20 protein-coding genes are annotated in these 26,287 nt (G+C 32.8%); 11 read left to right on the top strand and 9 right to left on the bottom strand.

Annotation, left to right across the window (positions count from 1 at the left end; translation table 11 throughout):
* Position 1 precedes the first annotated feature (1 nt).
* From Ollyesu_RS06185 to panC, 6 genes are all read right to left on the bottom strand, one after another.
* Complete coding sequence (locus tag Ollyesu_RS06185; protein ID WP_279302926.1) at positions 2-4,279, bottom strand: LamG-like jellyroll fold domain-containing protein; 4,278 nt, start codon at positions 4,277-4,279, stop codon at positions 2-4.
* 166 nt (positions 4,280-4,445) lie between these two features.
* The gene (gene radA, locus Ollyesu_RS06180; RefSeq protein ID WP_279302925.1) at positions 4,446-5,807 is read right to left on the bottom strand and encodes a DNA repair protein RadA; all 1,362 of its coding nucleotides are present in this window, start codon (positions 5,805-5,807) and stop codon (positions 4,446-4,448) included.
* A gap of 3 nt (positions 5,808-5,810) precedes the next feature.
* Complete coding sequence (locus Ollyesu_RS06175; protein ID WP_347567270.1) at positions 5,811-6,917, bottom strand: alpha/beta hydrolase-fold protein; 1,107 nt, start codon at positions 6,915-6,917, stop codon at positions 5,811-5,813.
* 76 nt (positions 6,918-6,993) lie between these two features.
* A complete protein-coding gene (locus tag Ollyesu_RS06170) occupies positions 6,994-7,950 on the bottom strand; it encodes a lysylphosphatidylglycerol synthase transmembrane domain-containing protein (protein WP_279302923.1) in 957 nt (318 codons plus the stop codon).
* The gene (panD, locus tag Ollyesu_RS06165; protein WP_279302922.1) at positions 7,951-8,301 is read right to left on the bottom strand and encodes an aspartate 1-decarboxylase; all 351 of its coding nucleotides are present in this window, start codon (positions 8,299-8,301) and stop codon (positions 7,951-7,953) included.
* A 13-nt stretch (positions 8,302-8,314) separates the two neighbouring features.
* On the bottom strand, positions 8,315-9,163 hold the full coding sequence (gene panC / locus Ollyesu_RS06160) for a pantoate--beta-alanine ligase (protein WP_279302921.1): 849 nt from the start codon (positions 9,161-9,163) through the stop codon (positions 8,315-8,317).
* Positions 9,164-9,273: 110 nt separating this feature from the next.
* Here panC and Ollyesu_RS06155 point away from each other — a divergent pair, with 110 nt between their 5' ends.
* The 7 genes from Ollyesu_RS06155 to Ollyesu_RS06125 all read left to right on the top strand — a co-directional run bounded on the left by Ollyesu_RS06155 (position 9,274) and on the right by Ollyesu_RS06125 (position 20,065).
* Entirely contained in the window at positions 9,274-10,083 is an 810-nt protein-coding gene (locus Ollyesu_RS06155; protein WP_279302920.1) for a glycogen/starch synthase, read from the top strand.
* A 26-nt stretch (positions 10,084-10,109) separates the two neighbouring features.
* Complete coding sequence (locus Ollyesu_RS06150; RefSeq protein ID WP_279302919.1) at positions 10,110-11,735, top strand: DUF4270 domain-containing protein; 1,626 nt, start codon at positions 10,110-10,112, stop codon at positions 11,733-11,735.
* A gap of 6 nt (positions 11,736-11,741) precedes the next feature.
* On the top strand, positions 11,742-13,589 hold the full coding sequence (gene glmS, locus Ollyesu_RS06145; protein ID WP_279302918.1) for a glutamine--fructose-6-phosphate transaminase (isomerizing): 1,848 nt from the start codon (positions 11,742-11,744) through the stop codon (positions 13,587-13,589).
* Positions 13,590-13,784: 195 nt separating this feature from the next.
* Complete coding sequence (locus tag Ollyesu_RS06140) at positions 13,785-16,550, top strand: TonB-dependent receptor (RefSeq protein ID WP_279302917.1); 2,766 nt, start codon at positions 13,785-13,787, stop codon at positions 16,548-16,550.
* A gap of 2 nt (positions 16,551-16,552) precedes the next feature.
* Positions 16,553-18,043, top strand: coding sequence for an SGNH/GDSL hydrolase family protein (locus Ollyesu_RS06135; protein WP_279302916.1), 1,491 nt, complete (start codon positions 16,553-16,555; stop codon positions 18,041-18,043).
* Between the two features lie 168 nt (positions 18,044-18,211).
* On the top strand, positions 18,212-19,720 hold the full coding sequence (atpD, locus tag Ollyesu_RS06130) for a F0F1 ATP synthase subunit beta (protein ID WP_279302915.1): 1,509 nt from the start codon (positions 18,212-18,214) through the stop codon (positions 19,718-19,720).
* A gap of 66 nt (positions 19,721-19,786) precedes the next feature.
* On the top strand, positions 19,787-20,065 hold the full coding sequence (locus Ollyesu_RS06125; RefSeq protein ID WP_279302914.1) for a F0F1 ATP synthase subunit epsilon: 279 nt from the start codon (positions 19,787-19,789) through the stop codon (positions 20,063-20,065).
* A 75-nt stretch (positions 20,066-20,140) separates the two neighbouring features.
* On the opposite strand, the gene umuD is transcribed toward Ollyesu_RS06125, so the two are convergent.
* Complete coding sequence (gene umuD, locus Ollyesu_RS06120; RefSeq protein ID WP_279302913.1) at positions 20,141-20,581, bottom strand: translesion error-prone DNA polymerase V autoproteolytic subunit; 441 nt, start codon at positions 20,579-20,581, stop codon at positions 20,141-20,143.
* Complete coding sequence (locus Ollyesu_RS06115) at positions 20,578-21,837, bottom strand: Y-family DNA polymerase (protein WP_279302912.1); 1,260 nt, start codon at positions 21,835-21,837, stop codon at positions 20,578-20,580. Before Ollyesu_RS06115 ends, umuD begins: the two co-directional genes overlap by 4 nt.
* A 118-nt stretch (positions 21,838-21,955) precedes the next feature.
* Here Ollyesu_RS06115 and Ollyesu_RS06110 point away from each other — a divergent pair, with 118 nt between their 5' ends.
* The 4 genes from Ollyesu_RS06110 (at position 21,956) to Ollyesu_RS06095 (ending at position 25,720) form a co-directional block, all read left to right on the top strand.
* Positions 21,956-22,369, top strand: coding sequence for a DUF2007 domain-containing protein (locus Ollyesu_RS06110; RefSeq protein WP_279302911.1), 414 nt, complete (start codon positions 21,956-21,958; stop codon positions 22,367-22,369).
* 88 nt (positions 22,370-22,457) lie between these two features.
* On the top strand, positions 22,458-24,281 hold the full coding sequence (locus Ollyesu_RS06105) for a TonB-dependent receptor (RefSeq protein WP_279302910.1): 1,824 nt from the start codon (positions 22,458-22,460) through the stop codon (positions 24,279-24,281).
* 67 nt (positions 24,282-24,348) lie between these two features.
* Positions 24,349-25,218 carry a cupin-like domain-containing protein gene (locus tag Ollyesu_RS06100; RefSeq protein ID WP_279302909.1) on the top strand — a complete coding sequence of 290 codons (870 nt, stop codon included), beginning with the start codon at positions 24,349-24,351 and terminating at the stop codon, positions 25,216-25,218.
* Positions 25,219-25,228: 10 nt separating this feature from the next.
* Positions 25,229-25,720, top strand: a complete 492-nt coding sequence (locus Ollyesu_RS06095; protein WP_279302908.1) for a DUF6646 family protein — start codon at positions 25,229-25,231, stop codon at positions 25,718-25,720.
* Positions 25,721-25,782: 62 nt separating this feature from the next.
* Here the strand turns inward: Ollyesu_RS06095 and Ollyesu_RS06090 are convergent, their stop codons facing one another.
* Positions 25,783-26,259, bottom strand: a complete 477-nt coding sequence (locus Ollyesu_RS06090) for a regulatory protein RecX (RefSeq protein ID WP_279302907.1) — start codon at positions 26,257-26,259, stop codon at positions 25,783-25,785.
* Positions 26,260-26,287: the final 28 nt, after the last annotated feature.

Below are 26,287 nucleotides of genomic sequence, written 5' to 3'. Positions count from 1 at the left end.
ACTATTTTATTACAATCTTTTTTTCGATACTTTGATTGTTTTCGGTAATAATACTTACAACGTATAATCCTGTGCTTGTGTTAGATATTTGTAATCCTTTTTCAAGTTGTTCTTTGGTGGCAGTGGTACTATTAAATATTTCTTGACCTAATACATTATATAATGTTATTAGTTTAACCTCTTGTTTTAATCCTTTTATAAATAATAACTCATTATAGTCGTTAAAGTAAATTAGCGTGTTTTGACTATCTAACTCGAACTCTTCACTACTTAGAGTGTCAGGATTTTGAAATACAATATCGAATCGATTGTTGAAAGTACCAGCTTCAGACGTAAAATTATATGCCATTTCTGATTTTAAATCATGATACACACCTGTAAGGTTGTCTAATAAGTACACGTCTTGATTTTCTGAAACGTTCTCAAACTCTGAAACTTTTATAGAATAGGTTAATAACCCATCTGACTTAAAATTAAGATCTACTATCTTATCTGTTGTAATTTGATTATAAGCTTGAATTACCATTGGCTTACTATTTAAGTTCAATGTTAAATCATTTACAAACGTTTCATTTGCTAATGCGTCATAGCCATAATCAAAGTCATCTGTAGTTGTGTTACTAAAACCTAACACCAACTCTCTACCCAATCCATTATTTGCAGTAAACTCAAGTTTTATTTTTTGTATTGATACTTCTTGATTTACTGAAGTTGTTGCACTGCTCGTGTTAGCTCTAAAAAACATTGATTCACCAGATGCTTCTGTTTTAAAAATGCGCTGTCCGTTATTAAAATTAATATCACCTGTACCATTAATCTCTATCATAAAACCTTGTCCTACAGGAAGATATCTAGTAGGCGTTTTTATACCTCCTTGATAGTTTGTCGCTGCTCCATCTATACCAATAAATTGATAAGCTCTTACTTTCCCTAATTTGTTTAGAGTTGCATAACCCCCTTCGTATTGATTTAAGACATGTGAATCTCCTGCCCATTGCTCCCATAGATAAATAGCTCCTGTTGTTACCATGCTATTATCGTCGATAAATTGATGCGCATCAATTGCTGAAGCATATGGATTACCTACTAAATATTCCGTCTTACTTACTCCTGGAACCGAACCAGAACCACCTGTATCAGTTGCACTTAATAATATTGTACCATTGTTTGGTTTTCCTTCAAAAATATACTCAGATAATGAGCCTCCTCCTTTTTGCGTGTAACCCAAACCTGAAATTAACGGTGTGTTGATATTTAAAACATCCCAATCGTAATACGTGACTCCGTTCTGATAACTGTATAACCAATACGTACTAATTTTACCATCATCATGATATCCATTAGTGAATTGCACATTATTAGTTGCTGAGTCTTTTAACATGTTTAATGAAAAGGTAGTATTGTTTGGATTATTACTGATACCATTATTATTTATTAAGCCAGTTGTTGCTTTTTCACCAACTGGACTACTCCAATAATTATATCTATATACGCTACTCAACCCTTCTTGACGTCTTAGTATTCGTCCTTCGGAAGAAGTTACTAAATCGCTATTTAACCCTTGGATAAGTTGTGAATCATCTTTTAAATCTAAAGTTCCATTTAATTCTAGATACCAACTATTGTCTTCTTGATTATCTCCATTAATAGTCAACGATTTATTAATGTCAATAATTAACCCAAGATTCTTGACTGAGTGAGATGCGTTAACATTGTCTCTAATATGTACTATACTCCAATCTTTGTTAGAAGCTACGTCTTCTATATCCCAAACATCTCCATGTAACCACGTAGATTCTTGGGTCCAGCTTCCATCATTGGTTGTCTGATATGGCATTGGAGCGGTTTGAGGTTGAACCGTAGTTATATTATGTAATTTTAAAATGTTGCCTTTTCCAGAATAATCAAAAGTGGTATTATTAGTAATATCAGTCATTGGATAGTATCCTTGTAAATCATCCCATAGCACTTTAACATTAATTGTTAAATCCTCAACATCTTTTGGTATTATACGTCCTCTAACTAAGCCACTATTGTCATCAATTTCTTGATAAATCATCTGCTGTATCTGTTCTTCAGTCATGGCTGTTTTGAATACTCTAACCTCATCTATTTCTCCATTAAAATACTGCATATTAGATACATTTCTTGAGTAACGTCCCACTTCAAAACTACCTGTCCATGATGAAGTGTTTAAAAAAGTTTTTCCGATTTGATTAGTATTTGTGACTGTAGTAACTAATTTACCATCCAAATAAATGCTTTGTGTTCCAGTAGTTGCTGAGAATGTTCCAGTTACATGATGCCATTCATCATAATTTATTGAACCACCATTTGTCACACTAGTGTATCCAGCGGTTGTTCTAGTTCCAAATCTAATTTTATTACCACTATCAATGTACAATCTACATGTAATGTCTTCTCCTGCAATTGTATTTCCTGAAGTTCCAAGGTTTGATGGATCAATTTTTATCCATGCCATAATTGTAACCTCATTTAAACCTTCTATGATACTATTACCAGATAAATAATCATCAACTCCATCAAAATCTATTGTAGCTGAAGAAGGTAAATTTACATCAAATAAATCACGATAATCTAAATCACCACCTGAAAACAAATCACCATCAGTATCTGGTAATATAGTTAGATTTGTTGGGTCTTCTATACCCTCATTCACATCTAAAACAGCATCGTTAGTGTTTGTTGTTTCGAAAGAATTATCTAACCCATCAGAATCAGCATCTACTCCTGAAACTACATTAGCCATTCCATTTTCTTCAATATCTGGTGTACCGTCATTATCAGAATCTATATCTAAATAATCTGGTGTACCATCACCATCTGTATCTGCTAGCAAAACAAATCCAAAGCCGTAATTATCATCTATACCGTCATCATCTAAATCTGTCATTGCTAGTCCGTTGCCACTCGGAGTAATATAACCACTAGTTAGCTGAGCTTCGATATTATCAGGAATACCATCATCGTCAGAATCAATATCTAAGAAATCATAGTTTGATGTATTATCTGTATTGATTGGACTATTACCAGTACCTGCAGAACTAGGAATACCAAAAGTATTTGTTCCAGTACCTACAGTACCATCTGCAATCCCATCATTATCAATATCTGTTCCTCCTGACTCTAAAACATCTGTTATTCCATCATTATCACTATCAAGATCTAAATGATTTGGTATTCCATCTGAATCAAAATCCAGACTAACACATATACCAGAACTGTTCAAAGTGCAAAAATCTGCATCTTGATAATTTAAAATCCCATCTACATCGTGGTCTCCAGATGGATTTATACCACCAGACTCATCTGTATCAAGAATCCCATCATTATCATCATCTAAATCGTCTATATTACTTAACGAATCGCCATCATAATCTGGGAATGTTAAAATAAAAAGCTTCCCATCACCATTGTCGTTTGATGCAGCAGTTAGCTGTACTTTAGTAATTGTAGAACCAAAAGGTGCGATATCATCAAGATAAAATAATGCTATCCCAATTGTACCACCTGTATTAACAACTCTATCACTCAACCAGTAATCTGAATTTGCATCTGGTGGATTTACAGCTCCAGGTGTACCTAAATTTCCTCCATTACCTGTTCCGCCAAAACCATATTCTGTTGCATTTCCAGAGTTTACAAATGTTTCACCTAAAGACTGTTCAATCGTTCCTCCAAAAGGAATACCAAAAAATTCTAAATGATAACAATTGTTTGCATTACGCTCTGTGATAGCAATAAGTCCACTTGAATTAGATTTTATACCTGTCCCGTAAGTTAAAGTTTGTCTTTGTGCATCAGTAGTTTCTTCATCTATAAAATCATCACAAATATTATCTCCATTACCATTAGACTCAAAATAGTGATTAAGATTTAATGACTGAAAAGCTGATAAAGCAGAAGCATCCCATGTTGCATTTGCACTTGAGTTTTCTACAAGATTTCCGTCTAATCTAATTTTATTTTTATCATGTCCTCCAGGACCTAATTGGGTTAATTCATAACCTGAAGGCACTCCAAAATTATAATATAATGTACCATTTACAGTAATGGTCTGTATTGTAGCAGGATCATCTTTATCGGTTTGATTGTCGCTCCATTGAAAGCTAACACCAGCTTGAATGCTAGGTGCATTAGTCTGTGCATTAACCATAGTAGTAAATGACAATACAATAATTAGTAAAAAATTGGAAACAACACTTGAAGTGATATAACCAAAACACAAACAGTTAATTCTGCTTAAAAGTAGGTTCATATATTATATAGATTTGGGATCTAATACATATCAAAATTAAGCCCAAAGTATTAATTATGAGAATAGAGCGAGGGATTTTCGATAAGAGGATGTCTTTTGACGATTAAATAAATAATTATTCCAAAAACATCGATAAAAAACATATAATCAGGCTAGAAAACTAATCTTATTGAATAAGAAACTCAACTAAATCCTCAATCTTAGAAATCAATTGAATTTTTATTGAAGTCTTTTTTAAAGATATTTTATTGTATTTAGATACAAATATTGTTGAAAAGCCCAGTTTTTCAGCTTCTAGAATGCGTTGCTCCACGCGCTGTACTGGTCGTATTTCTCCAGATAAACCAACCTCAGCAGCAAAACAATAGTTAGCAGGAATCGCTTGGTCTTCGTTAGAAGATAAAATAGCTGCAACTACTGCTAAATCTATAGCAGGATCGTCAACTGTAATACCACCAGTAATATTTAAAAACACATCTTTAGCACCTAATCTAAATCCTGCTCGCTTTTCTAGGACCGCTAATAACATATTTAATCGCTTAGCATTAAATCCTGTTGCACTTCGTTGTGGTGTACCATAAACAGCTGTACTAACCAATGCTTGGACTTCTATCATTAACGGTCGCATACCCTCTAAGGTCGCTGCAATAGCGTGACCTGATAACTCTTCGTCTTTTTTAGATATTAACACCTCACTTGGATTAGTCACTTCTCTTAATCCAGAGCCTTGCATTTCATAAATTCCAAGTTCGTGAGTAGAACCAAATCGGTTTTTTTGAGCTCTTAAAATTCTAAATACATGATTGCGGTCACCTTCAAATTGTAAAACCGTATCAACCATATGTTCTAATATTTTTGGACCAGCAATATTACCATCTTTAGTTATGTGTCCAATTAGAACAACAGGTGTATTTGTTTCTTTAGCAAATTTGATTAGCTCTGTAGTACATTCCTTAATTTGAGAAATACTTCCACTAGACGATTCGATATAATCGCTATGTAAAGTCTGTATTGAGTCAATTATGACTATATCAGGCTCTAAAGCTTCGATTTGTTTAAAGATATTTTGTGTTTTAGTTTCGGTAAGAATATAGCAGCTTTCATTATTTGGGTTAATACGTTCTGCGCGCATTTTTATTTGCTTCTGACTTTCTTCACCAGAAACATATAAAGTTTTATATGGTAGTTTTAAAGATATTTGAAGTAACAATGTGCTTTTACCAATTCCTGGTTCTCCGCCTAAAAGTGTTAACGATCCAGGTACAATTCCACCACCTAAAACTCGATTAAATTCTGCGTCTAACGTATCTAATCTAGCTTCTTTTGACGCGTCAATTTCGTTAATCCGTAAAGGCTTTGATATTCTTTTTTGAGTGTTAGAAGGTGTTTTCCAATCGCTTTTTTCTGGTTTTTGCACCAATTCTTCCACAATAGTATTCCACTCTTTACAAGCGTTACATTGTCCTTGCCATTTGGCATATTGCGTTCCGCAATTTTGACAAAAAAAAGTGGTCTTTACTTTTGCCATAAGTTAGTATCCAAAGTCTGCTTTAATTTGCTCTGCAAGTTCTAAAACTTGATCTTTCGTAATACCTGCAATTTCATTTAAAACATAAGCAGATTGATACGTTTTCATTGCTTTTTTAGGCTCACCTGTTTCTTCATAAAAACGTCCTAAATAATAATTTCCAAGTAAAGTATCTGGATATTCTTTTCTAGCTAGCTTACCTAAATCTTCAAAATATTCCCATTTTTTGTTCTTTTTTATAGCTGCTTCAATAGCTTTAAAATCGTTAATTAAAGTAGGTTTTTCAATACCAAATAAATCTTCTATCATTTGGTATTTATCAGTCAGATATTCAACTGGATTACCTTCTAATTTAAGGATAGTTTCTTTATACTCTTTTTTACTAATAGGTTGAAACACTAAAAAGATACTCTCTAGTGCTTTTGGAATGGCGTGTGCTGGCAAAGAGTAATGTGAAGGCCCTTCAAAAGTGTCAAATGTTTTTAATACATTATCATTATCTATTGCTTTTAAGCTATTGGATAAAGCTTCTGTTTTTTTCTGAATATCTGACACATCATTAGTAGTAGTTGCTAAATAATAAAATGTTTTTTGCTCTAATTTTGGAAATACTTCTATTAAATAATCTGACATATCAGGAGCTAAATCTGGACTTAACACAATGTAAGATTGAAATAGTGGGATTCCTTTTAGCAGATAATAGTTGATAAAATTAGCAGTCTTACCGTGTCCAACTGCAACTTTAAAGTTTTCTGTACGGAACGTCTTATTAATAAAAGGAACTAACTCCATTCCTACAAACTCAAAAAATGCTGCTCCAGACTCGATTGGTAACGAGTTTTGCTCGCTATAATAACAGTCGTTTTCTCTTAATCCATATTGGTTAACTCCAATAACTATTGCTTCAGGAATATCTTCCCAATAGGCATAATAATCTACATTTCCAGCGACAGGTTCAAATAAATAATCTGCGTCAAACACATAGATTACTGGATATTTTTTATCTGAGGTATCATAGTTTCTTGGTAACTGAATTTTTATTTGTCTAGTTTCACCAAGCTTTTCAGAATTAAGTTCTTTATATATGGTTTGCGCACTAATATTTTGCATAAAAAATAGGCTAACAAAAAGAAAAAGAATGCGTTTCATAATAAGTATTAATTTAGTTTGGGTTGTAAGTTACAAATTATTTGTGTCGGTTAAAAAATGGTAGATATAATAAGGAAATCCCTCCAAATATAAAAACTAGTAGTGTTTGAGAGCTCCACATAATCCATCCAAATGCACGACTTGGATCTTCTGGTAAGTTAAATAATGTAAATGCTATAACTATAGCTTCTGGATAAGAACCAATACCTCCATTTGTTGCTGCTATACTAAAGCTTGCCAAAATAAATCCAATTAAAACAGCTCCAAATGGAATATCATTTAAGTCCGAAAAAGCAAGCGTTGTGACATAAAACATTAACACATACATAGTCCATATAAATAGTGTATGAAAAATGAAAGCCCACTTTTTTTTCATTTTAAAAATACTAAGCGCACCTTCTATTAATCCATTGATAAAGTCTTTGATTTTGACAGCTATTTTAGCACTACTTCTTTTGATAAAAAGAATAAAAAAAACAGTTATTATTAAAAGTCCTAATACACCAATAATTATTTTAGTTACGTCAAATTTTCCGACTAAAAAATCATAAATAAAATCAAACTGTAAAAATAGTGTTATGGCAACAATACCAAGCATTATAATCATATCTGCAATACGTTCTGCGACAATAGTACCAAAGCCTTTCTCGAAAGGGACACCTTCATAATTGGTTAAAATAGTTGCTCTGGCGACTTCACCTGCACGTGGGATGGTATAATTAATTAAATAGGTTGCAAACACAGCCATAATACTGTTACCTAATTTAATTTTATAGCCTAAAGGCTCTAACATAAACACCCAACGGTATGCTCTTGACAAATGGCTTAACAACCCAAAAAAGACACCTAGAATAATATATGTATAATCTGCATTTTTAGCAAAACCTATAATCTCTTGAAAAGATAATTTTGATAGAGAATACCATATTAAAAAAACTCCCAACAGAATTGGGAGTGAAATTTTTAATAGTTTTATAATAGGTCTTTTAGACATTTATTTAAGCAAATTATTCGCTTCATTTGGAAACACCAATGCAGGCTTAAACACTTTAGCTTCTTCAATATCCATAAAAGCATAAGTTATTAAAATTAAGATATCATCTTTTGCAACTAGTCTTGAAGCTGCTCCGTTAAGTGTGATTTCCCCACTATTTCTTGGACCAGGAATAGCATAAGTTTCTAGACGTGCTCCATTATTATTATTTACAATTTGCACTTTTTCACCTTGAATTATATTGGCTGCATCCATTAAATCTTCGTCAATGGTTATGCTACCAATATAATTTAGGTCAGCTCCTGTTACTTTTACTCGGTGAATTTTAGATTTTACTACTTGTATTTGCATAGGGCAAAGATAATTAATTTAGAGCGATATTATCTATTAATCTTATGTCGTCTGCATAAACTGCAATAAACGCTCTGTAGGTTTTAGTTTTAGTTTTTCGTTTTACGGTTTTTAAGGTATCTATATCTGCAATAATAAAATATTCTAATTCTAAGAAATCGTGGTTTGCAAACTGTTTAGTTACCCATTCTGTAACTTTATTAGCACTTTTTGTGCCAAACTTTTGTTTAGCAGCTTTTAAGGTTTTGTAGATAAATGGTGCAGCTTTTTTATATTCTGGTTTTAAACGTACGTTTCTAGAACTCATGGCCAATCCATTACTTTCTCTATGTATTTTGCAACCTATAATGTTTACTGGTATCTTATGCTTTTCAACCAACTTTTTTATGATGGTTAATTGCTGAAAATCTTTTTCACCAAAATAAGCATTATCAGGTTGTACAATTTCAAACAAACGTTTTACTATAGTTCCAACACCGTCAAAATGCCCTTTTCTAAAACGCCCTTCCATTTCAAATTCTAATCCATCAAAGCTAAATGTTTGTGCTTTGGTGTTTCCGTTATAAATATCATCTACAGTTGGTGCGTAAACAATAATATTCTTAGAGACTGTCTTTAACAGGTTGACGTCATCCTCTAAAGTTCTTGGGTATTTTTTTAAGTCTTCAGCATTATCAAATTGTGTTGGATTGACAAAAATACTGACCACCAAAAGACTGTTGTTATCTAATGCTTGCCTAACTAAAGATATATGTCCTTCATGCAATGCACCCATTGTAGGCACAAAGCCAAGACTTAAACCCTTCTCTTTTAAAGCAGAAAGATGTGAGGTTAATTTGTTTTTATCAGCAAATACAAGCATTTTTTAATATTTAATTAACGCATGCAAACTTAATATTTTAGTGGCAATCTGCATAAATTTTTGTACTTTTGCGTGTTTTTTATTTATAATTCTGAAAAGCTAAACAATTTATGAAAGATAAGAGGATATTATATGTATCATCTGAAGTGGTGCCATATTTACCAGAAACAGAAATTTCTTCAATGTCATTTGAGACACCTAGAATGGTAAATCAGCAAGGAGGACAAATAAGAATATTCATGCCTAGATATGGAAATATCAACGAAAGAAGACATCAATTACATGAAGTTATCCGTCTTTCAGGAATTAATTTAGTAGTCAACGATTTGGATATGCCTTTAATTATTAAAGTAGCCTCTATCCCAAAAGAGCGTATTCAGGTTTATTTTATTGATAATGATGAGTATTTTAAAAGAAAAGCAACACTAACTGACGAAGACGGAAAACTTTTTGAAGATAATGATGAGCGAGCAATTTTCTTTGCAAAAGGTGTGATAGAAACTGTAAAAAAATTAAACTGGTCTCCAGATATTATACATGTTCATGGTTGGTTGGCTTCCTTATTACCGCTTTATCTTAAACAATTTTATAAAGACGAACCTTTATTTAACGAAAGTAAAATTGTGACTTCTATTTATAAAAGTGGATATGAAAATACTCTTAATCCAGATTTGATTAAAAAAATTCAGTTTGATAATATAGAAGAGGACAAAATAAAACTACTTACAGAACCTACATATAATAATTTAATGAAAGTAGCTATTGACAGTTCTGACGCATTGATTATTGGGTCTGAAGATTTACCAGAAGAGCTTACAACCTATCTTAATAAGTCTAAAAAACCAGTTTTGGATTATCACGCTAAAGACGAATTTAGCGAAGCATACACTAATTTTTACACAACTAGCGTTTTAGCATAGTAGTATCTCCATATTTTAAATTATTTATGAAAACATTCTTTTTAAATATAGTTAAACCTTTATTATTTATATCGTCTATTGCTTTAATTTTAGTTGCATGTGATGAAGATTTTGTAAATGTTGAAAGTGACATTAGAGGTGCTCAAAATTTTAACACAGGCAGTAGATTATTTCCTTTTGTATCTTATAACAAAAAAGTTGATCCCATACAAACCAATAACTTATCCAATAAAGTATTAGGTATTTATAATGACCCTAATTATGGATCTACTTCTGCTAGTTTAATTACACAAATTGCTCCAACATTAGCAGCTCCTAATTTTGGAGAAAACCCAGAGATTATTTCTGTTAAATTATACATACCTTATTTTTATACCTTATTAGAAACAGATGGAGAAGGTAATTCCACATACGAGCTAGATTCTGTATTTGGTAATACTTCTAGTCCATACAAATTATCCATATTTAGAAATAATTATTATTTAAGAGATTTAGATCCAGAATCTGATTTTGAAGAGTCACAAGACTATTACTCTAATGCTTATACTAACTTAAATCTGTCTAGTTTTGAAGGAGATTTGTTTTATGTAAATGATAGTTTTACTCCTAGTGAATTGCAAATTAGTGTTCAAGAAGCTCCAGTAGGTTCAACAGAAGAGGAAGAGCTTGAAAAGCTAACCCCTGGATTACATGTTGACCTTGCAGAATCTCTAGGTATAAACTATTGGCAAGATTTTTTAATCCAAGAAGACGGAACTGCTAACCCTGTTTTATCAGATCAGGCGGATTTTAAAAATGCCTTTAGAGGTTTAATCTTTAAGGTTGAACAAGACAATATGTCTAATGATGGTAGCATGATATTTCTAAATATGAATAACGCTAGAATTGACGTGAGATATGAAAGAGATGGAACTGTAGAGAATCAAAGATTAAGAGAAACTTACACATTTAATTTCAATAATATAAAGTTTAACACTTTAGAAAATTTATCTAATTTCCAACCATTAACAGATGGGGATGATCAAAATGGAGACGACCAATTATATCTAAAAGGGTTTGAAGGATCTATGACTGTTTTAGATCTTTTCAATGGTAATATCATTGACGAAAACAACAACTCGCAAGATGCTTTGGAATATTTTAAAGACAGAGAGGGTAAATGGTTAATTAACGAAGCTAATCTTAATTTTTATGTCGACTACACTAATCAAGGTTTACAAACTAGAGGAACCGCAGAGCCAGATAGAATTATTCTTTACGACTTAAAAAATGATACACCAATAGTAGATTATTTTACAGATCCAACAACAAATTCGACTACACCACTAAATTCTAAAATTATTTACTCTCCTAGATTAGAAAGAGATGTAGACGAAAACGGTGTTAAATATAAAATTAGATTAACAGAACACATTAAACGTATTTTACTAAATGATTCTACAAATGTCAAACTAGGTTTATATGTTACATCTAACATTAATCTTTTTGGTACATCACAAATCGAAAACGCACTAGAGGATGATGTTGTAAGGTTTGTTCCTCAAAGCTCTACAATAAGTCCTGAAGGCACCATTTTACATGGAAGTTCCTCCACTGTTCCAGAAAATGTTAGAGCAACTTTTGAAATTTTTTATACAGAACCTAATAACTAAAACATTATGTGTGGTATTGTAGGATATATTGGTAAAAGAAAAGCTTATCCAATTGTCATAGACGGATTAAAACGACTAGAATATAGAGGTTATGATAGTGCTGGTATAGCAATTTATGATGGAACCGATCTAAAACTATCTAAGACAAAAGGAAAAGTAGCTGATTTAGAGAAAAAAATAAACAATGAAATTGCAACAGAAGGAAATATAGCTATAGGACATACCAGATGGGCAACACATGGTGTTCCTAACGATGTTAACTCTCACCCACACTACTCTAACTCTGGAGATTTAGTTATTATTCACAACGGAATTATTGAGAATTACGAATCTATTAAAACAGAATTAATAAAAAGAGGGTACACTTTCCAATCTGATACGGATACAGAAGTATTAATAAATCTTATTGAAGAAGTTAAGAAAAAACAAAATGTAAAATTAGGTAAAGCTGTACAGTTAGCACTAACAGAAGTAGTAGGTGCTTTTGCAATAGCAGTATTTGATAAAAATAAACCTAATGAAATTGTTGTCGCAAAATTAGGTAGCCCATTAGCTATTGGTATTGGCGAAGACGATTTTTTTATAGCAAGTGATGCCTCTCCATTTATAGAATATACTAAAAATGCCATTTATCTTGAAGATGAGGAAATGGCAATTGTAAGGCTAAATAAAAAAATAAAAATTAGAAAAATAAAGGATGATTCTGAGGTAACACCTTCTATGCAAGAGCTTAAATTTAACCTTGAGCAAATTGAAAAAGGTGGTTATGAACATTTCATGTTAAAAGAAATACACGAACAACCTCACGCCATTAAGGATACTTACAGAGGTCGACTTAGAGTAAAAGAAGGTATCATCAAAATGGCTGGGATTGATGATAATATTGAAAAGTTCACTAATGCCAGTCGTATTATCATTGTCGCTTGTGGTACATCTTGGCACGCAGGTTTAGTCGCAGAATATATTTTCGAAAACTTGGCTAGAATCCCTGTAGAAGTTGAATACGCTTCAGAATTTAGATATCGTAATCCCGTAATAACAAACAACGATGTTGTTATTGCTATTTCTCAATCAGGTGAAACCGCAGACACTTTAGCTGCAATTAAATTAGCTAAAGAAAAAGGCGCATTTGTATTTGGAGTATGTAACGTGGTAGGCTCATCTATAGCTAGAGAAACACATGCTGGAGCTTATACTCATGCAGGGCCAGAAATTGGAGTAGCATCAACTAAAGCATTTACAACTCAAATAACAGTATTAACTTTAATAGCACTTAAATTAGGTAAAATTAAAGGTGCTTTGTCTAACACAGACTATCACTATCATTTACAAGAATTAGAACTTATTCCTGAAAAAGTAGAAAAAGCACTAAAGTCTGATGCACATATAAAAATGGTTGCAGACATATATAAAGATGCAAAAAACTGTCTATACTTAGGTAGAGGTTATAATTTTCCAGTAGCCCTAGAAGGCGCTTTAAAATTAAAAGAGATTTCTTATATACATGCAGAAGGTTATCCCGCTGCAGAAATGAAACATGGTCCCATAGCCTTAATTGATGACCAAATGCCAGTCATTGTTATAGCAGTCAATAAAGGGCATTATGAAAAAGTAGTCAGTAACATTGAAGAAATAAAATCTAGATCCGGTAAAATTATAGGTATTGTTACCGAAGGCGATACTAGTGTCAAAAAATTAGCAGATCATGTTATTGAGGTTCCAGAAACACTAGAATCTTTAACACCACTATTAACAACTATACCTCTACAATTGTTATCATATCATATTGCGGTAATGTTAGATAAAAATGTAGATCAACCAAGAAATTTAGCAAAATCTGTAACAGTAGAGTAAAACATCTTATTACAAATCAATTTTGGCTTTAAAGTTTCTTATTAATAAAAATCAAGGTTGATTTTTATTAATAATTAGTTTTAAAGTCTCTTTTTTTTGTAAATACTTATTATGCATGCATAATTTTTAACTTGTTTTTTTTAAGGTTTCGTTAAAAAACGTATATTGGCGATATAAATTAACTAAATCTAAAAAATGAGAACAATCCTTTCAATTGTATTGTTGTGTTTTAGCGGAATAGCTTTTTCCCAAACAACAATAACAGGAACAGTTGTGGACGATAGTCAACAACCTATTCCTAGTGCTAATGTGGTAATAAATGGCACATCTGTAGGAACAGCTACAGATTTCGATGGTAATTTCACCTTAACAACAAATGAAAATCCTCCTTTTACTATTCAAGTAAGTAGCGTAGGTTTTACAACAGAAAATGTTGAAATTACTTCAAACAATCAAAATATTAACGTTGTCCTTGCAGAAGGAACGTCTCTAGACGAAGTAGTTATATCTGCATCAAGAACACCAGAACGTATTTTTGAGTCACCTGTAACGGTAGAACGTTTTGGTCTAAGAGAAATTAAAAATACAGCATCTGCTGATTTTTATGATGGTTTAGAAAACTTAAAAGGTGTAGATGTTAATACAAACAGTTTAACATTTAAATCTGTAAACACTCGTGGTTTTGCCACTTTTGCAAATACACGTTTTATGCAGTTAGTAGATGGAATGGACAATTCAACACCTGCATTAAATTTCCCTATTGGAAACTTAGTAGGTATGACAGAAACTGACGTTTTAAGCGTCGAGTTACTCCCAGGAGCATCATCTGCATTGTATGGTGCAAATGCCTTTAACGGTATTTTATTTATGAGAAGTAAAAACCCGTTTGACTATACTGGTATCAGTGGATCTATTAAAAGAGGTATCACTTCACAAGAGTCTGCAGGAGACAATCCTTACACAGACTTAAGCATCAGAATGGCTCACAAGTTTAGCGATAAATTTGCTGCAAAAGTTAACTTCGGTTACTTAAAAGGAACAGATTGGCAAGCGACTAGTGAAGTAGATAAAATTGACCCAACAAGAACAAGAGCTAATACAGATTACGATGGTATCAACGTGTATGGAGATGAAGTAGCTGCAAATATTAACGCACTAGCTGGAGGTACAGGTGTTGTACCAGACGTAGTTGTTAGTAGAACAGGTTATAATGAGCGTGATTTGACAAATTATAATGCTGAAAGTGTTAAAGCAGACTGGGGATTATATTATCGTCCAATTGAAGGAAATAATTTAGAGTTTTCTTATGTTGGAAAAGTTGGATCAGGTTCTACTATCTATCAAGGTACAAACAGATATAACATTAATGGTTTCTTCCAGCAACAACATAAATTAGAAGTTAGAAACGATAACTTTTTTGTTAGAGCTTATGAGGTGTCAGACAAAGCAGGTGATTCATATGACATGGTCTTTACTGGTATTAACATAAATAGAGCATGGAAAAGTGATGCTGATTGGTTTGGAGACTATATAAATACTTTTGTAGGTATTGACTTATCTGGTAATCCATTAGGTCTTACAGAACAACAAAAACATGAAGCAGCTAGAGCAGCAGCAGATACTGGTCGTTTTTTACCAGGAACACCGGAATATCAAGCCGCATTTAACAGAAGTATTAATGATCCAGACTTAAGTACAGGTTCAAAATTTCAAGATGCTTCTAAATATTTCCATAGTGATGCAAATTATAACTTTGGTGACCTTACAGATTGGGCTGAAATACAAGTTGGAGGGTCTTACAGAAAATACACATTAAATTCTGGAGGTACAATTTATACAGATAGGGATAGCCCAATAGAATACTCAGAATTTGGAGTGTATTCTCAAATCCAAAAAGACATTGAAGTTTCTGAGGATATGGAATTAAAGTTAACTGCGTCTGGACGTTACGACAAATCAGAATTATTTGATGGTTTTTTCTCTCCAAGAATTTCTGCAGGTCTAACCTTAAACCAGAATCATAATATTAGAGCTTCTGCTCAAACAGGTTTTAGAAACCCAACAACTCAAGATTTGTTTATTGGTTTAGATGCAGGTAGAGCCATTTTAGTAGGTTCTGCTGAAAGTAATTTAGACAGATATTCTAGAGACTATGCAATTAGTTTAGAAGGTCAAACAATGTTTGGACAACCTGCTACTGTTAATCAAACTGGTAGAGCAGCCTATGAGAACTCATACTCTGCTAGCTCTGTTAGTGCATTTGCAGCTTCAGGTAACCCAGCATTATTAACAGTTGCAAATCCTGAAATTATAAAACCAGAAAGAGTAACCTCTGTTGAAGTAGGTTATAGAGGTAAATTTGAAAGTCTTATTGTTGATTTTAGTACTTACTACAACAAATACGAAGATTTTATCTCTCAGGAAGTAGTGATTTCTCCGTTATATGGTACAGCAGGAGATGGAGGTCTATCTGTGGCTGCATTGGCAAATGGAGATGTTCAGGCGTACAGTGCCTACACTAATTCTGATGCTGATGTTAAATCTTATGGTGCTTCTTTAGGATTATCTACTAAAGTGTTTGGTGGTTTTGATCTTGGTGGTAGTTACACATTCACTAAACAAGATTTTGATCAAGCTGCAAATCCAGATTTTCAAACAAACTTTAATACACCAGAGCATAAGTTTAAAGCAACTTTTGGACATACAGAAGTGTTTGAAAACTTTGGTTTCAACATAGCATACAGATTTAGTGATGATTATTTCTGGGAAGCTACATTTGGAAATGGTATCGTTCCAGAATTTCACGTATTGGATGCACAAATCAATTATAAAATTCCAAGTTTAAAATCTATTATCAAAGTAGGAGCTACAAACCTAACAGGAGATGAGTACTTTACTGCTTTTGGAACTGGATTTATCGGGTCTATGTATTATGCATCATTAACAATTAATAACTTATAATAATGAAGACATTTAAAAACATAAAATATATAGGACTTCTTGCCATAGCAATTAGTTTTACAGCATGTAATGATGAAGAAGATTTCGAGCAGTTTTTAGATATGCCTCCAATGGATGCTGTTACACTACCTGCTCCAACTGCTGGTTCAGCAGATTTCTCAACTTTTGTATCATTAGGAAACTCTCTAACTGCTGGTTTTGCAGATGGTGCTTTATATAGTATCGCCCAAGAGAATTCTACACCAAACATAATGGCAAGTAAATTCTCATTAGTTGGTGGTGGTAATTTTAATCAACCGTTGATGAATGATAACGTAGGTGGTTTACTTGCTGGAGGATCTCCTTTACAAGGGTTTGGGCCTAGATTAGTATTTGATGGGTCAGGACCTGTGCCAATTACAAATCTAAATCCAGGTGCAATGACTACAACTGATATTGTATTAAACAATCCAACTGGACCATTTAATAACATGGGTGTTCCAGGCGCAAAAAGTTTTCACTTACTAGCACCTGGATATGGAAATCTAAATGGATTATTTTCAAATCCACCAACAGCAAATCCATATTTTGTAAGAATGGCTAGCTCTACAACAACATCAGTAATAGCAGACGCTATGGCACAAGCACCTACATTCTTTTCTCTATGGATTGGAAATAACGATGTTTTAGGATATGCTTTATCAGGTGGAGATGGCACTAATCCAATTACACCAACTGCTACTTTTGATTTTGCGTATTCTACTTTAATCACAACTTTAACATCAGGTGGTGCTAAAGGTGTAGTCGCTAATATTCCAGATGTAACTGCAATACCTCATTTTACAACAGTACCACACAATCCTGTACCTTTAGACGCTGCAACTGCAAGTGCATTAAATCAAGGATACGCTACATACAATGGTGGACTTCAATTTGCATTTACTAATGGACTATTAACGCAAGCAGAACTAGATAAAAGAACAATCGCTTTTGCTGAAGGATCAAATAATGCAATGGTCTTAATTGACGAAGATTTGACTGATTTAAGTAATTTTGGTATCCCAAGTTATAGACAATCTACAGAAGATGACTTATTTGTTTTGCCTTTATCTTCTTTAATACCTCAGGGATATGGAACCCAAATTCCATTAGAAGACAGATGGGCATTAACACCAGAAGAGCAAGCAGACATAGCTACTGCTACTGCAAGTTTCAATGCAACAATCCAATCTCAAGCAAGTGCTGCCAATTTAGCATTTGTAGATGCTAATGCATTATTAAATTTATTGAAAGACGGTAATTTACCCTCTGGAAATTATAATTTAACTTCTGCTTTAGTAACAGGAGGAGCCTTTTCTTTAGACGGTGTACATCCTACATCTAGAGGATATGCTTTATTAGCAAATCAATTTTTAAAGGCAATCGATTTAAAATACGGCTCTAACTTTGAAGCATCTGGAAACCTAGTAGATATAGGAGAATACAATACAAACTACTCTGCAGGTTTACAATAAAAATTAAACAATAAAATGTTTTAAAAACGTCTTCCAATGGAAGACGTTTTTTTGTATAAAAAAAGGTTTATAAACCACTTTTATTTTAAATTAAAACTCCTATCTTTGCACGCGAAAACAGAAGGTGTTTTCTTTCAATTAAATACCATAATATTAAATAAATAAGTAATGTCAAAAGTTACAGGTAAAGTTGCACAAATAGTAGGTCCAGTTATTGATGTAGAATTCGGAGCAGGTACTGAACTTCCAAAAATTTACGATTCATTAGAAATTAATAATGCTGATGGTTCAAAATTAGTATTAGAAGTACAATCTCACATTGGTGAAGACACAGTGCGTACAATCGCTATGGACTCATCAGATGGTTTAAGTAGAGGCACAGAAGTTATTGCAACTGGTGCACCTATCCAAATGCCAATTGGAAATGATGTTTACGGACGTTTATTTAACGTAATTGGAGATGCTATTGATGGTTTAGGTGATTTACCTAAAGCTGGAGATGCTGGATTACCAATACACAGACAAGCGCCTAAGTTTGAAGACCTATCAACGTCTACTGAAGTATTATTTACTGGTATTAAAGTAATTGACTTAATTGAGCCTTACGCTAAAGGAGGTAAAATTGGATTATTTGGTGGTGCAGGAGTAGGTAAAACAGTATTAATCCAAGAGTTAATTAACAACATTGCAAAAGGACATGGTGGTTTATCTGTGTTTGCAGGAGTTGGAGAAAGAACACGTGAAGGAAACGATTTACTTCGTGAGATGTTAGAGTCAGGAATTATTAAGTATGGTGACGACTTTATGCACTCTATGGAAGAAGGTGGTTGGGATCTTCAAAAGGTTGATAAAACTGTAATGAAAGATTCTAAAGCAACTTTTGTATTTGGACAAATGAATGAGCCTCCTGGAGCGCGTGCTCGTGTAGCACTTTCAGGATTAACTATAGCAGAATATTTCCGTGATGGAGCTGGTGAAGGACAAGGAAAAGATGTATTATTTTTCGTAGATAATATCTTCCGTTTTACACAAGCCGGATCTGAGGTATCTGCATTATTAGGTCGTATGCCTTCTGCGGTAGGTTACCAACCTACGTTAGCAACCGAAATGGGTGCTATGCAAGAGCGTATTACATCTACAAAAAGAGGATCTATTACATCTGTACAAGCGGTTTACGTACCTGCAGATGATTTAACGGATCCTGCGCCAGCAACAACGTTTGCTCACTTAGATGCAACAACGGTATTGTCAAGAAAAATTGCTGAGTTAGGTATTTATCCTGCGGTAGACCCACTAGATTCTACTTCAAGAATCTTAACTGCTGACATTTTAGGTGATGAACACTACAACTGTGCACAACGTGTTAAAGAGTTGTTACAACGTTATAAAGAATTACAAGATATTATTGCCATCTTAGGTATGGAAGAATTATCTGAAGAAGATAAATTAGCAGTATCTAGAGCAAGACGTGTACAACGTTTCTTATCTCAACCATTCCACGTAGCTGAGCAATTTACTGGTATTCCAGGTGTATTAGTAGATATTAAAGAAACTATTAAAGGGTTTAATATGATTATGAATGGTGAGTTAGATCACTTACCAGAAGCTGCTTTTAACCTTAAAGGGACTATCGAAGAAGCTATTGAAGCTGGAGAGAAAATGTTAGCTGAAGCATAAACCAGTAATTAGTTTTCAGTATTCAGTCTCAGTGACTGTAAACTGCAAACTGCAAACTAAAAGAACATGTATTTAGAAATTGTATCACCAGAAGCAACATTATTTAGTGGAGAAGTAACTAGCGTTACGGTTCCTGGAGTAAATGGTGATTTTGAAATGTTAAATAATCACGCTCCAGTAGTGTCTCTTTTAAAAGAAGGAACAGTAAAGATTACTGGTAATATTGTGCTAGACGAAGAGGTTGAAAATCGTTTTACTAAAGGCGACAAAAACACAACCTTATTAAAAATAAACTCTGGAACTTTAGAGATGAATGGAAACAAAGTCATTGTATTAGCCGACTAATACTTTACTTAATTTATAATTAAAAACGCGAAGCATCTGCTTCGCGTTTTTTTTATGTCTTATTTTTTTAAACAACTATACCTTTTTAATCACATTAGTAACTATTCCCCAGATTAAAAAGTCGTTTTCTTCTGTTATTTTAATAATTGGGTAATTAGGATTTTCTGGTTGTAACCATACCTCATTATTAGAGACACGTAAGCGTTTTACAGTAAACTCGCCATCTAAAAAACAAACTGCTATTTTATTGTTCTCTGGTTCTAAACTGCGATCTATGACTAGTAAATCATTATCGTCTAGTCCGGCTCCAATCATGGATTGCCCACTTACTTTGGCATAAAAAGTAGCTTCTTTATTTTTAACTAATTCTTCGTCTAAAGATAAGCGTTGCTCTTTAAAGTCTTCTGCTGGAGACGGGAATCCTGCCGAAATACCTGTATCAAAAAAATATCCTGCTGCATTATCTACAGCTTCTGGTGTAAAAAAGGTTAAACTTCCGGATTTGCGTGCTATCATTTTACTACTATAATATCGTTAATATTCGTGGTGTATTTTGGCGACAATCGTTCTTGACGCATTTTCCAAGTACGTTGTAAATCTTGGTTTCCTATTTTAATTTTATTGCTTCTATATTTAGAATTTATACTATCTATAGATTGCATTAAAGGGACGTGCTTTGGATTTTCCGTTTCAAAAATATTAAGTTGATAATTATCAACCGGAACTAAACCTGAAACGATAACTCCTGCTTTTTTATATTTTATTCCTTCTTTAAAAATAGACATTACTGCTTTAACTGCACAATTACTTATTATTAAAGATGAATTTGTTGGGCAAGACAAACTTACACTAGTACTTACACGATGTTGTTCTAAGTCTTGCTTATATTTGTCACTTCTTAAAAATACTATAATAACATGACAGCATGAACCTTGTTTGCGTAATTTTTCTGCACAGCTTGTTGCAAAGGTAGAAATACGCTCTTTTATATTGTCTCTGTCTGAATAAGTATACTCAAAGCTACGTGTAGTAGCAATCATTTTTTTGTCTTTACTGTCTTCGTCTAATTGCAAGGTTGGAATCCCTTCTAGGTCACGTTTTAATCTAGATTCTACTACAGAAAAATTACGTTTTACCCATTGATTTGGCAGTTGCGTAAAGTCAAAAGCTGTTTTACAGCCTTTTGCTTTTAAACGTTTTGTTAAACCTCTTCCTATACCCCAAACGTCTTCAATCTTAATCCATTTTAAGGCTTTAATACGTTTTTCTTCTGTATCTATTACATAAACACCGTTAGTTTTATTTGGAAATTTACGTGCAATTTTGTTGGCAACCTTACTAAGTGCTTTTGTTGGTGCAATCCCAACACATGTTGGAATACCTGTCCATTTTTTTATGCGTTTTCGTATTTGGTTACCATAGTTATTTAGGTCATGATGCTCAAAGCCTTTAAATTCTAGAAATGATTCGTCAATACTATATACCTCAACATCTGGAGTAAACTGTTTTAGAATATTCATAACACGACTACTCATATCACCATACAAAGGGTAATTGGATGATAAAACATTAATACCGTTAGTTTTACAAAAGGATTCCCATTTAAAAATAGGTGCTCCCATTGGTAACTTTAAAAGTTTTGCTTCGTCACTTCGTGAGATAACACAACCATCGTTATTACTTAAAATAGCAATTGGTTTTCCTTCTAAATTAGGGTTAAATACACGCTCACAGGACGCATAAAAATTATTACAATCTACTAATGCAAACATATGTGTAAAAATACAACAAAAGTTAGTTAGTTTTTGTAAAATTTTTGATTTGATGTGTTAAAATTGTAACTAATAGCTACAGTCATTTTTTATATCTTTAAAAATTCAAATCATTAACATGAGCCAAACCTTTAAAACTATCGCTAAATTCCAATACTCATCAGAAGCACAAATTATAAAAGGACGCTTAGAGTCTGAAGGTATCCAAGTGTTTTTAAGTGACAACTTAACAATTGACACAGATCCTTTAGTAAGTAATGCGATAGGTGGTGTTAAGCTTAAAGTATTTGCAGAAGATGCTTTAAAAGCACAGCACATTTTAGAAACAATTAAAAAATACTCGGTAGATGATAATGGCAATGCTATACATTGCCCAAACTGTAATAGTCAAGAAGTTGCTATGTTTTCAACCATTAAAGATTTTAAATCTTTTTTTGCTTTTGTGTTTGGCTTTATCGCTGGGACGCTTCCTTTTTACTCCAAAGACAAATATAGATGTAGTAATTGTAAAACAGAGTTTGATATAAAATAAAAGATAAATTTCAAATAAAACATTGGTTAATTTTCGTAACCATTTTATATAAGTTTTTATACATTTGCACGCTTAAAAGCTAACTAAAATGTCAAAAATTAAACTAACAACTCTTATTACATTCCTTATTGTCTGTGTGTCTTTCTCACAAGATAATCCAACAGAACAACAATTAGATACTATCTTAATCTCTTCAGCTAGAATAGATCTTCCGTTTAAAGAAAACTCAAGAACCATTACTGTTATTTCGTCTTCAGACATAAAAAATAGTGCTGCCACCAACGTTGCAGATTTACTACAACAGGTTGCAGGAGTTGATATTAGACGTCGTGGAACTGCTGGTAGTCAAGCCGATTTACATATAAGAGGTGGTGGTTTTGACCAAACATTACTATTAATTGATGGAATAAAAATGGACGATGCGCAAACTGGACATCACACCATGAATGCTGCTTTACCAATAGAAGTTATTGAACGTATTGAGATTATAAAAGGTCCTGCTGCACGTGTATTTGGACAAAATGCATTTACTGGAGCTATTAATATAGTGACTAAAAAGTCTTTAAAAAATACGGTATCGGCAAATGTAGAAACAGGCTCTTTTAATCAATTAAATGGCTCCATTACTGTAGGAACAGATTTGGACAACTCATCACATATTATTCACGTTGGTAAATTGACTTCTGAAGGATATCGCAATAATTCAGATTATGATAATTCCAACTACTTTTTAAAAAGCACATTCAATAAAAATGCACAACCTATTGAGTTAATTGCAACGTTTTTTGACCGTAAGTTTGGTGCAGAAAACTTCTATACTACCAACCCTACTTTTAATGAATATGAAGAAACCCAAAATAGCCTAATTGGTTTTACAACCACTTTTAACACTGAAAAATTTAAAATAAAACCTCGTGTGTATTGGAAGCGTAATCAAGATCTATTTTTATTAAGACGTGATGATCCTTCATTTTTTAGAAACTTTCATATTACAGATAAAATGGGAGCAGAAGTCAATACCTCTTACACCTCTAATGCTGGTGTGACAGGTTTTGGTATCGATATGTCTAAAATCTATTTAAGAAGTAATAATCTAGGTAATCGTAATCGCTTTATGACAAACCTATTTTTAGAGCATCAATTTAAATTGTTAAATGAAAAATTAGACATTACTCCAGGTGTTGCTGTTACTTATTTTTCAGATTTTAAATTTCATGCATTTCCTGGTTTAGATTTAGGATATACCGTTACTGATGATTTAAAAATCTACGGAAACATTGGTTATACTTACAGAATCCCAACTTACACAGATTTGTTTTATAATGATTTTAGAACTGCTGGTAATGCCAATTTAGAACCTGAAGAAGCATTTGCACAAGAAATAGGAGTAAAATATAATACTAACGCATTTTCTGCATCCATCGCCTTATTTAATAGAGATGCTAAAAACTTGATAGATTACTTAAGACCAAATACAACCGAAACCATTTACACTGCGACTAACATTACTGAAGTAAACACTAAAGGTTTTGAGTTTGACACCTCATATAGCTTTAAAATTAACGACTTTAATCAAACCTTAGCTGTTGGTTATGCCTTTTTAGAAGATGATATATTAGATCAAAATAAAGAGCTGTCTCGTTATTCTTTAAATACTTTAAAACATCATTTTACAACACGTTTTAGTACACAATTGTTTAAAAATGTAAGACAAAACATTGTTTACAAACACGCAGAGCGTACTACAGGACAAAGCTATAATGTTTGGGATGCTTCATTAATTGCAACTTTAAAACAAGTAGAATTTACAGTTACAGCAAGTAATATTTTTGATGCAGATTATATTGAAACCGGCTTTACACCAATGCCTCCTAGCAATGCGCTATTTGGGATGCGTTACAACTTTAACTAAAGTGTAACTATTATAACATTTAATTTAGTAAGGTTTTATTAACTTTGACGTTTAAATTTTTGAACTATTGAAACTAAACCTTCAAGACATACCAAGAGTTAAAACTATAACTAAACAGGACTTTATTAAGCATTATTTTAAGCCACAAAAGCCTGTAGTTATTGAGCAATTCATTACGGATTGGCCAGCCTATTCTAAATGGAATTTAGAGTATATTAAAGATATTGCTGGACACAAGACAGTCCCATTGTACGACGACAGACCAGTTGATTATAAAGATGGGTTTAACGAGCCTCATGCAACAATGAAAATGAGTGAGTATGTAGATTTGCTTAAACGCAAGCCTACTAAGTATAGAATATTTTTGTGGAATATTTTAAAAGAAGTACCGCAGCTTCAAAAAGATTTTACCTTTCCAGATTTTGGCTTACGTTTAATGAAAGGTTTACCAATGCTATTTTTTGGCGGTCGCGATAGCTATACCTTTATGCATTATGATATTGATTTAGCTAATATTTTTCATTTTCATTTTGAAGGCGAAAAGCAAATTATTCTATTCGACCAAAAACAAAATAAACATTTATATAAGGTCCCTCATGCTTTAATTACACGTGAAGATATAGACTTTTCTAATCCAGATTTTAGCAAATGGCCAGCGTTGCAAAATGCAAGAGGTTGGCAATGTCAATTAAATCACGGAGAAGTGCTGTATATGCCAGAAGGTTATTGGCATTATATGAAATATGTGACTCCTGGTTTTTCAATGAGTTTACGAGCTATTGCACGAAACCCAAAAAATCTAGGTAAAGCTATTTACAATGTGTTTATAATGCGTAATTTTGACAACTTAATGCGTCGTATTAAAGGTCAACAATGGATAGATTGGAAAAATCAAAAAGCCATAACTAATACCAACAATAATTTAAAACATAAATAAAATAAGACAAATGAAAAACATAATATTAGCCATAACACTTTTAGTAAGTACGTTTACAACAGCTCAATCTTTTGAAGGAAAAGGCGATCAAAAATTTCAAATAGGTGCCAATATACAAGATAACGTTAATGGTATAACATTAAGTTACGATTATGGTTTAGGAGAAAATATATCTATAGGTGTAGTTACTGGTTATGCCCTTAACTTAAACAATGGGTTAACTGCAGATTTTTCAGACCGTTTTGAGCTTGAAGGTCGTTTTAATGCTAACTTAGGAAGCGTGTTAAATATTGACGACAACTTTGACCTGTATCCAGGAATAAGCCTAAGCACAAAAAACTTTGGTGGACACTTAGGGATGCGTTATTTTTTCTCAAGTGGATTTGGAATTTTCTCGGAATTTGGAACCACTTTTGCTAAATACAATTCTGATGCGTTAACTGCTGCTGAAAAGATTCACAATCAGTTTACGGTTAACTTTGGAGCTGTTTTTAATTTATAAAATCATAGTTTTTAACAAGATACAAACCTTTCAATGTTATATTGAAAGGTTTTTTTATCCATCTATTTAATCAGTTCATTTGCTTTTTCATAGACCAAATGACTCTCCCAACCTCTATATAGTAAATAATCAATAAGTTTCTTTTTTTTCTTGTATTTGTCGGTCTCTTTTAACGAATTCGTCTTTTTTTCGGCTAAATCATTAAAAACTTCGATATACTCATCATTATCTATTTCTGTAAGTGCTTGGTTTACATTAAATTTGGAGATGTCTTTTCGTTTTAGTTCAAGAGCGATTCGACGTTTGCCCCATTTTTTAATTCTGAACTTACCTCTAGTATATGTTTTGGCAAAACGTTCTTCGTTAAGAAAGTTGTGCTCCAAAAGATGAACTATTATAATATCTGTAGCCTCAGGTATCATATTCATGCTTTTTAGCCTTTGTCTCACCTCTTGGTGACAGCGTTCTTGATAAGCACAATAGTGTTCCAGCTTTTTAGTTGCTTCTTCTATTGTAAAGGACTCTTGTTTTTGATACATAACTCAAAAATAAGCTATTTAATAACAT

This window comes from Olleya sp. YS (assembly GCF_029760915.1).
Taxonomy (GTDB): Bacteria; Bacteroidota; Bacteroidia; order Flavobacteriales; family Flavobacteriaceae; genus Olleya.
The sequence above is the reverse complement of the archived record's forward strand: the minus strand, read 5'-3'. Positions and strand labels throughout refer to the sequence as shown.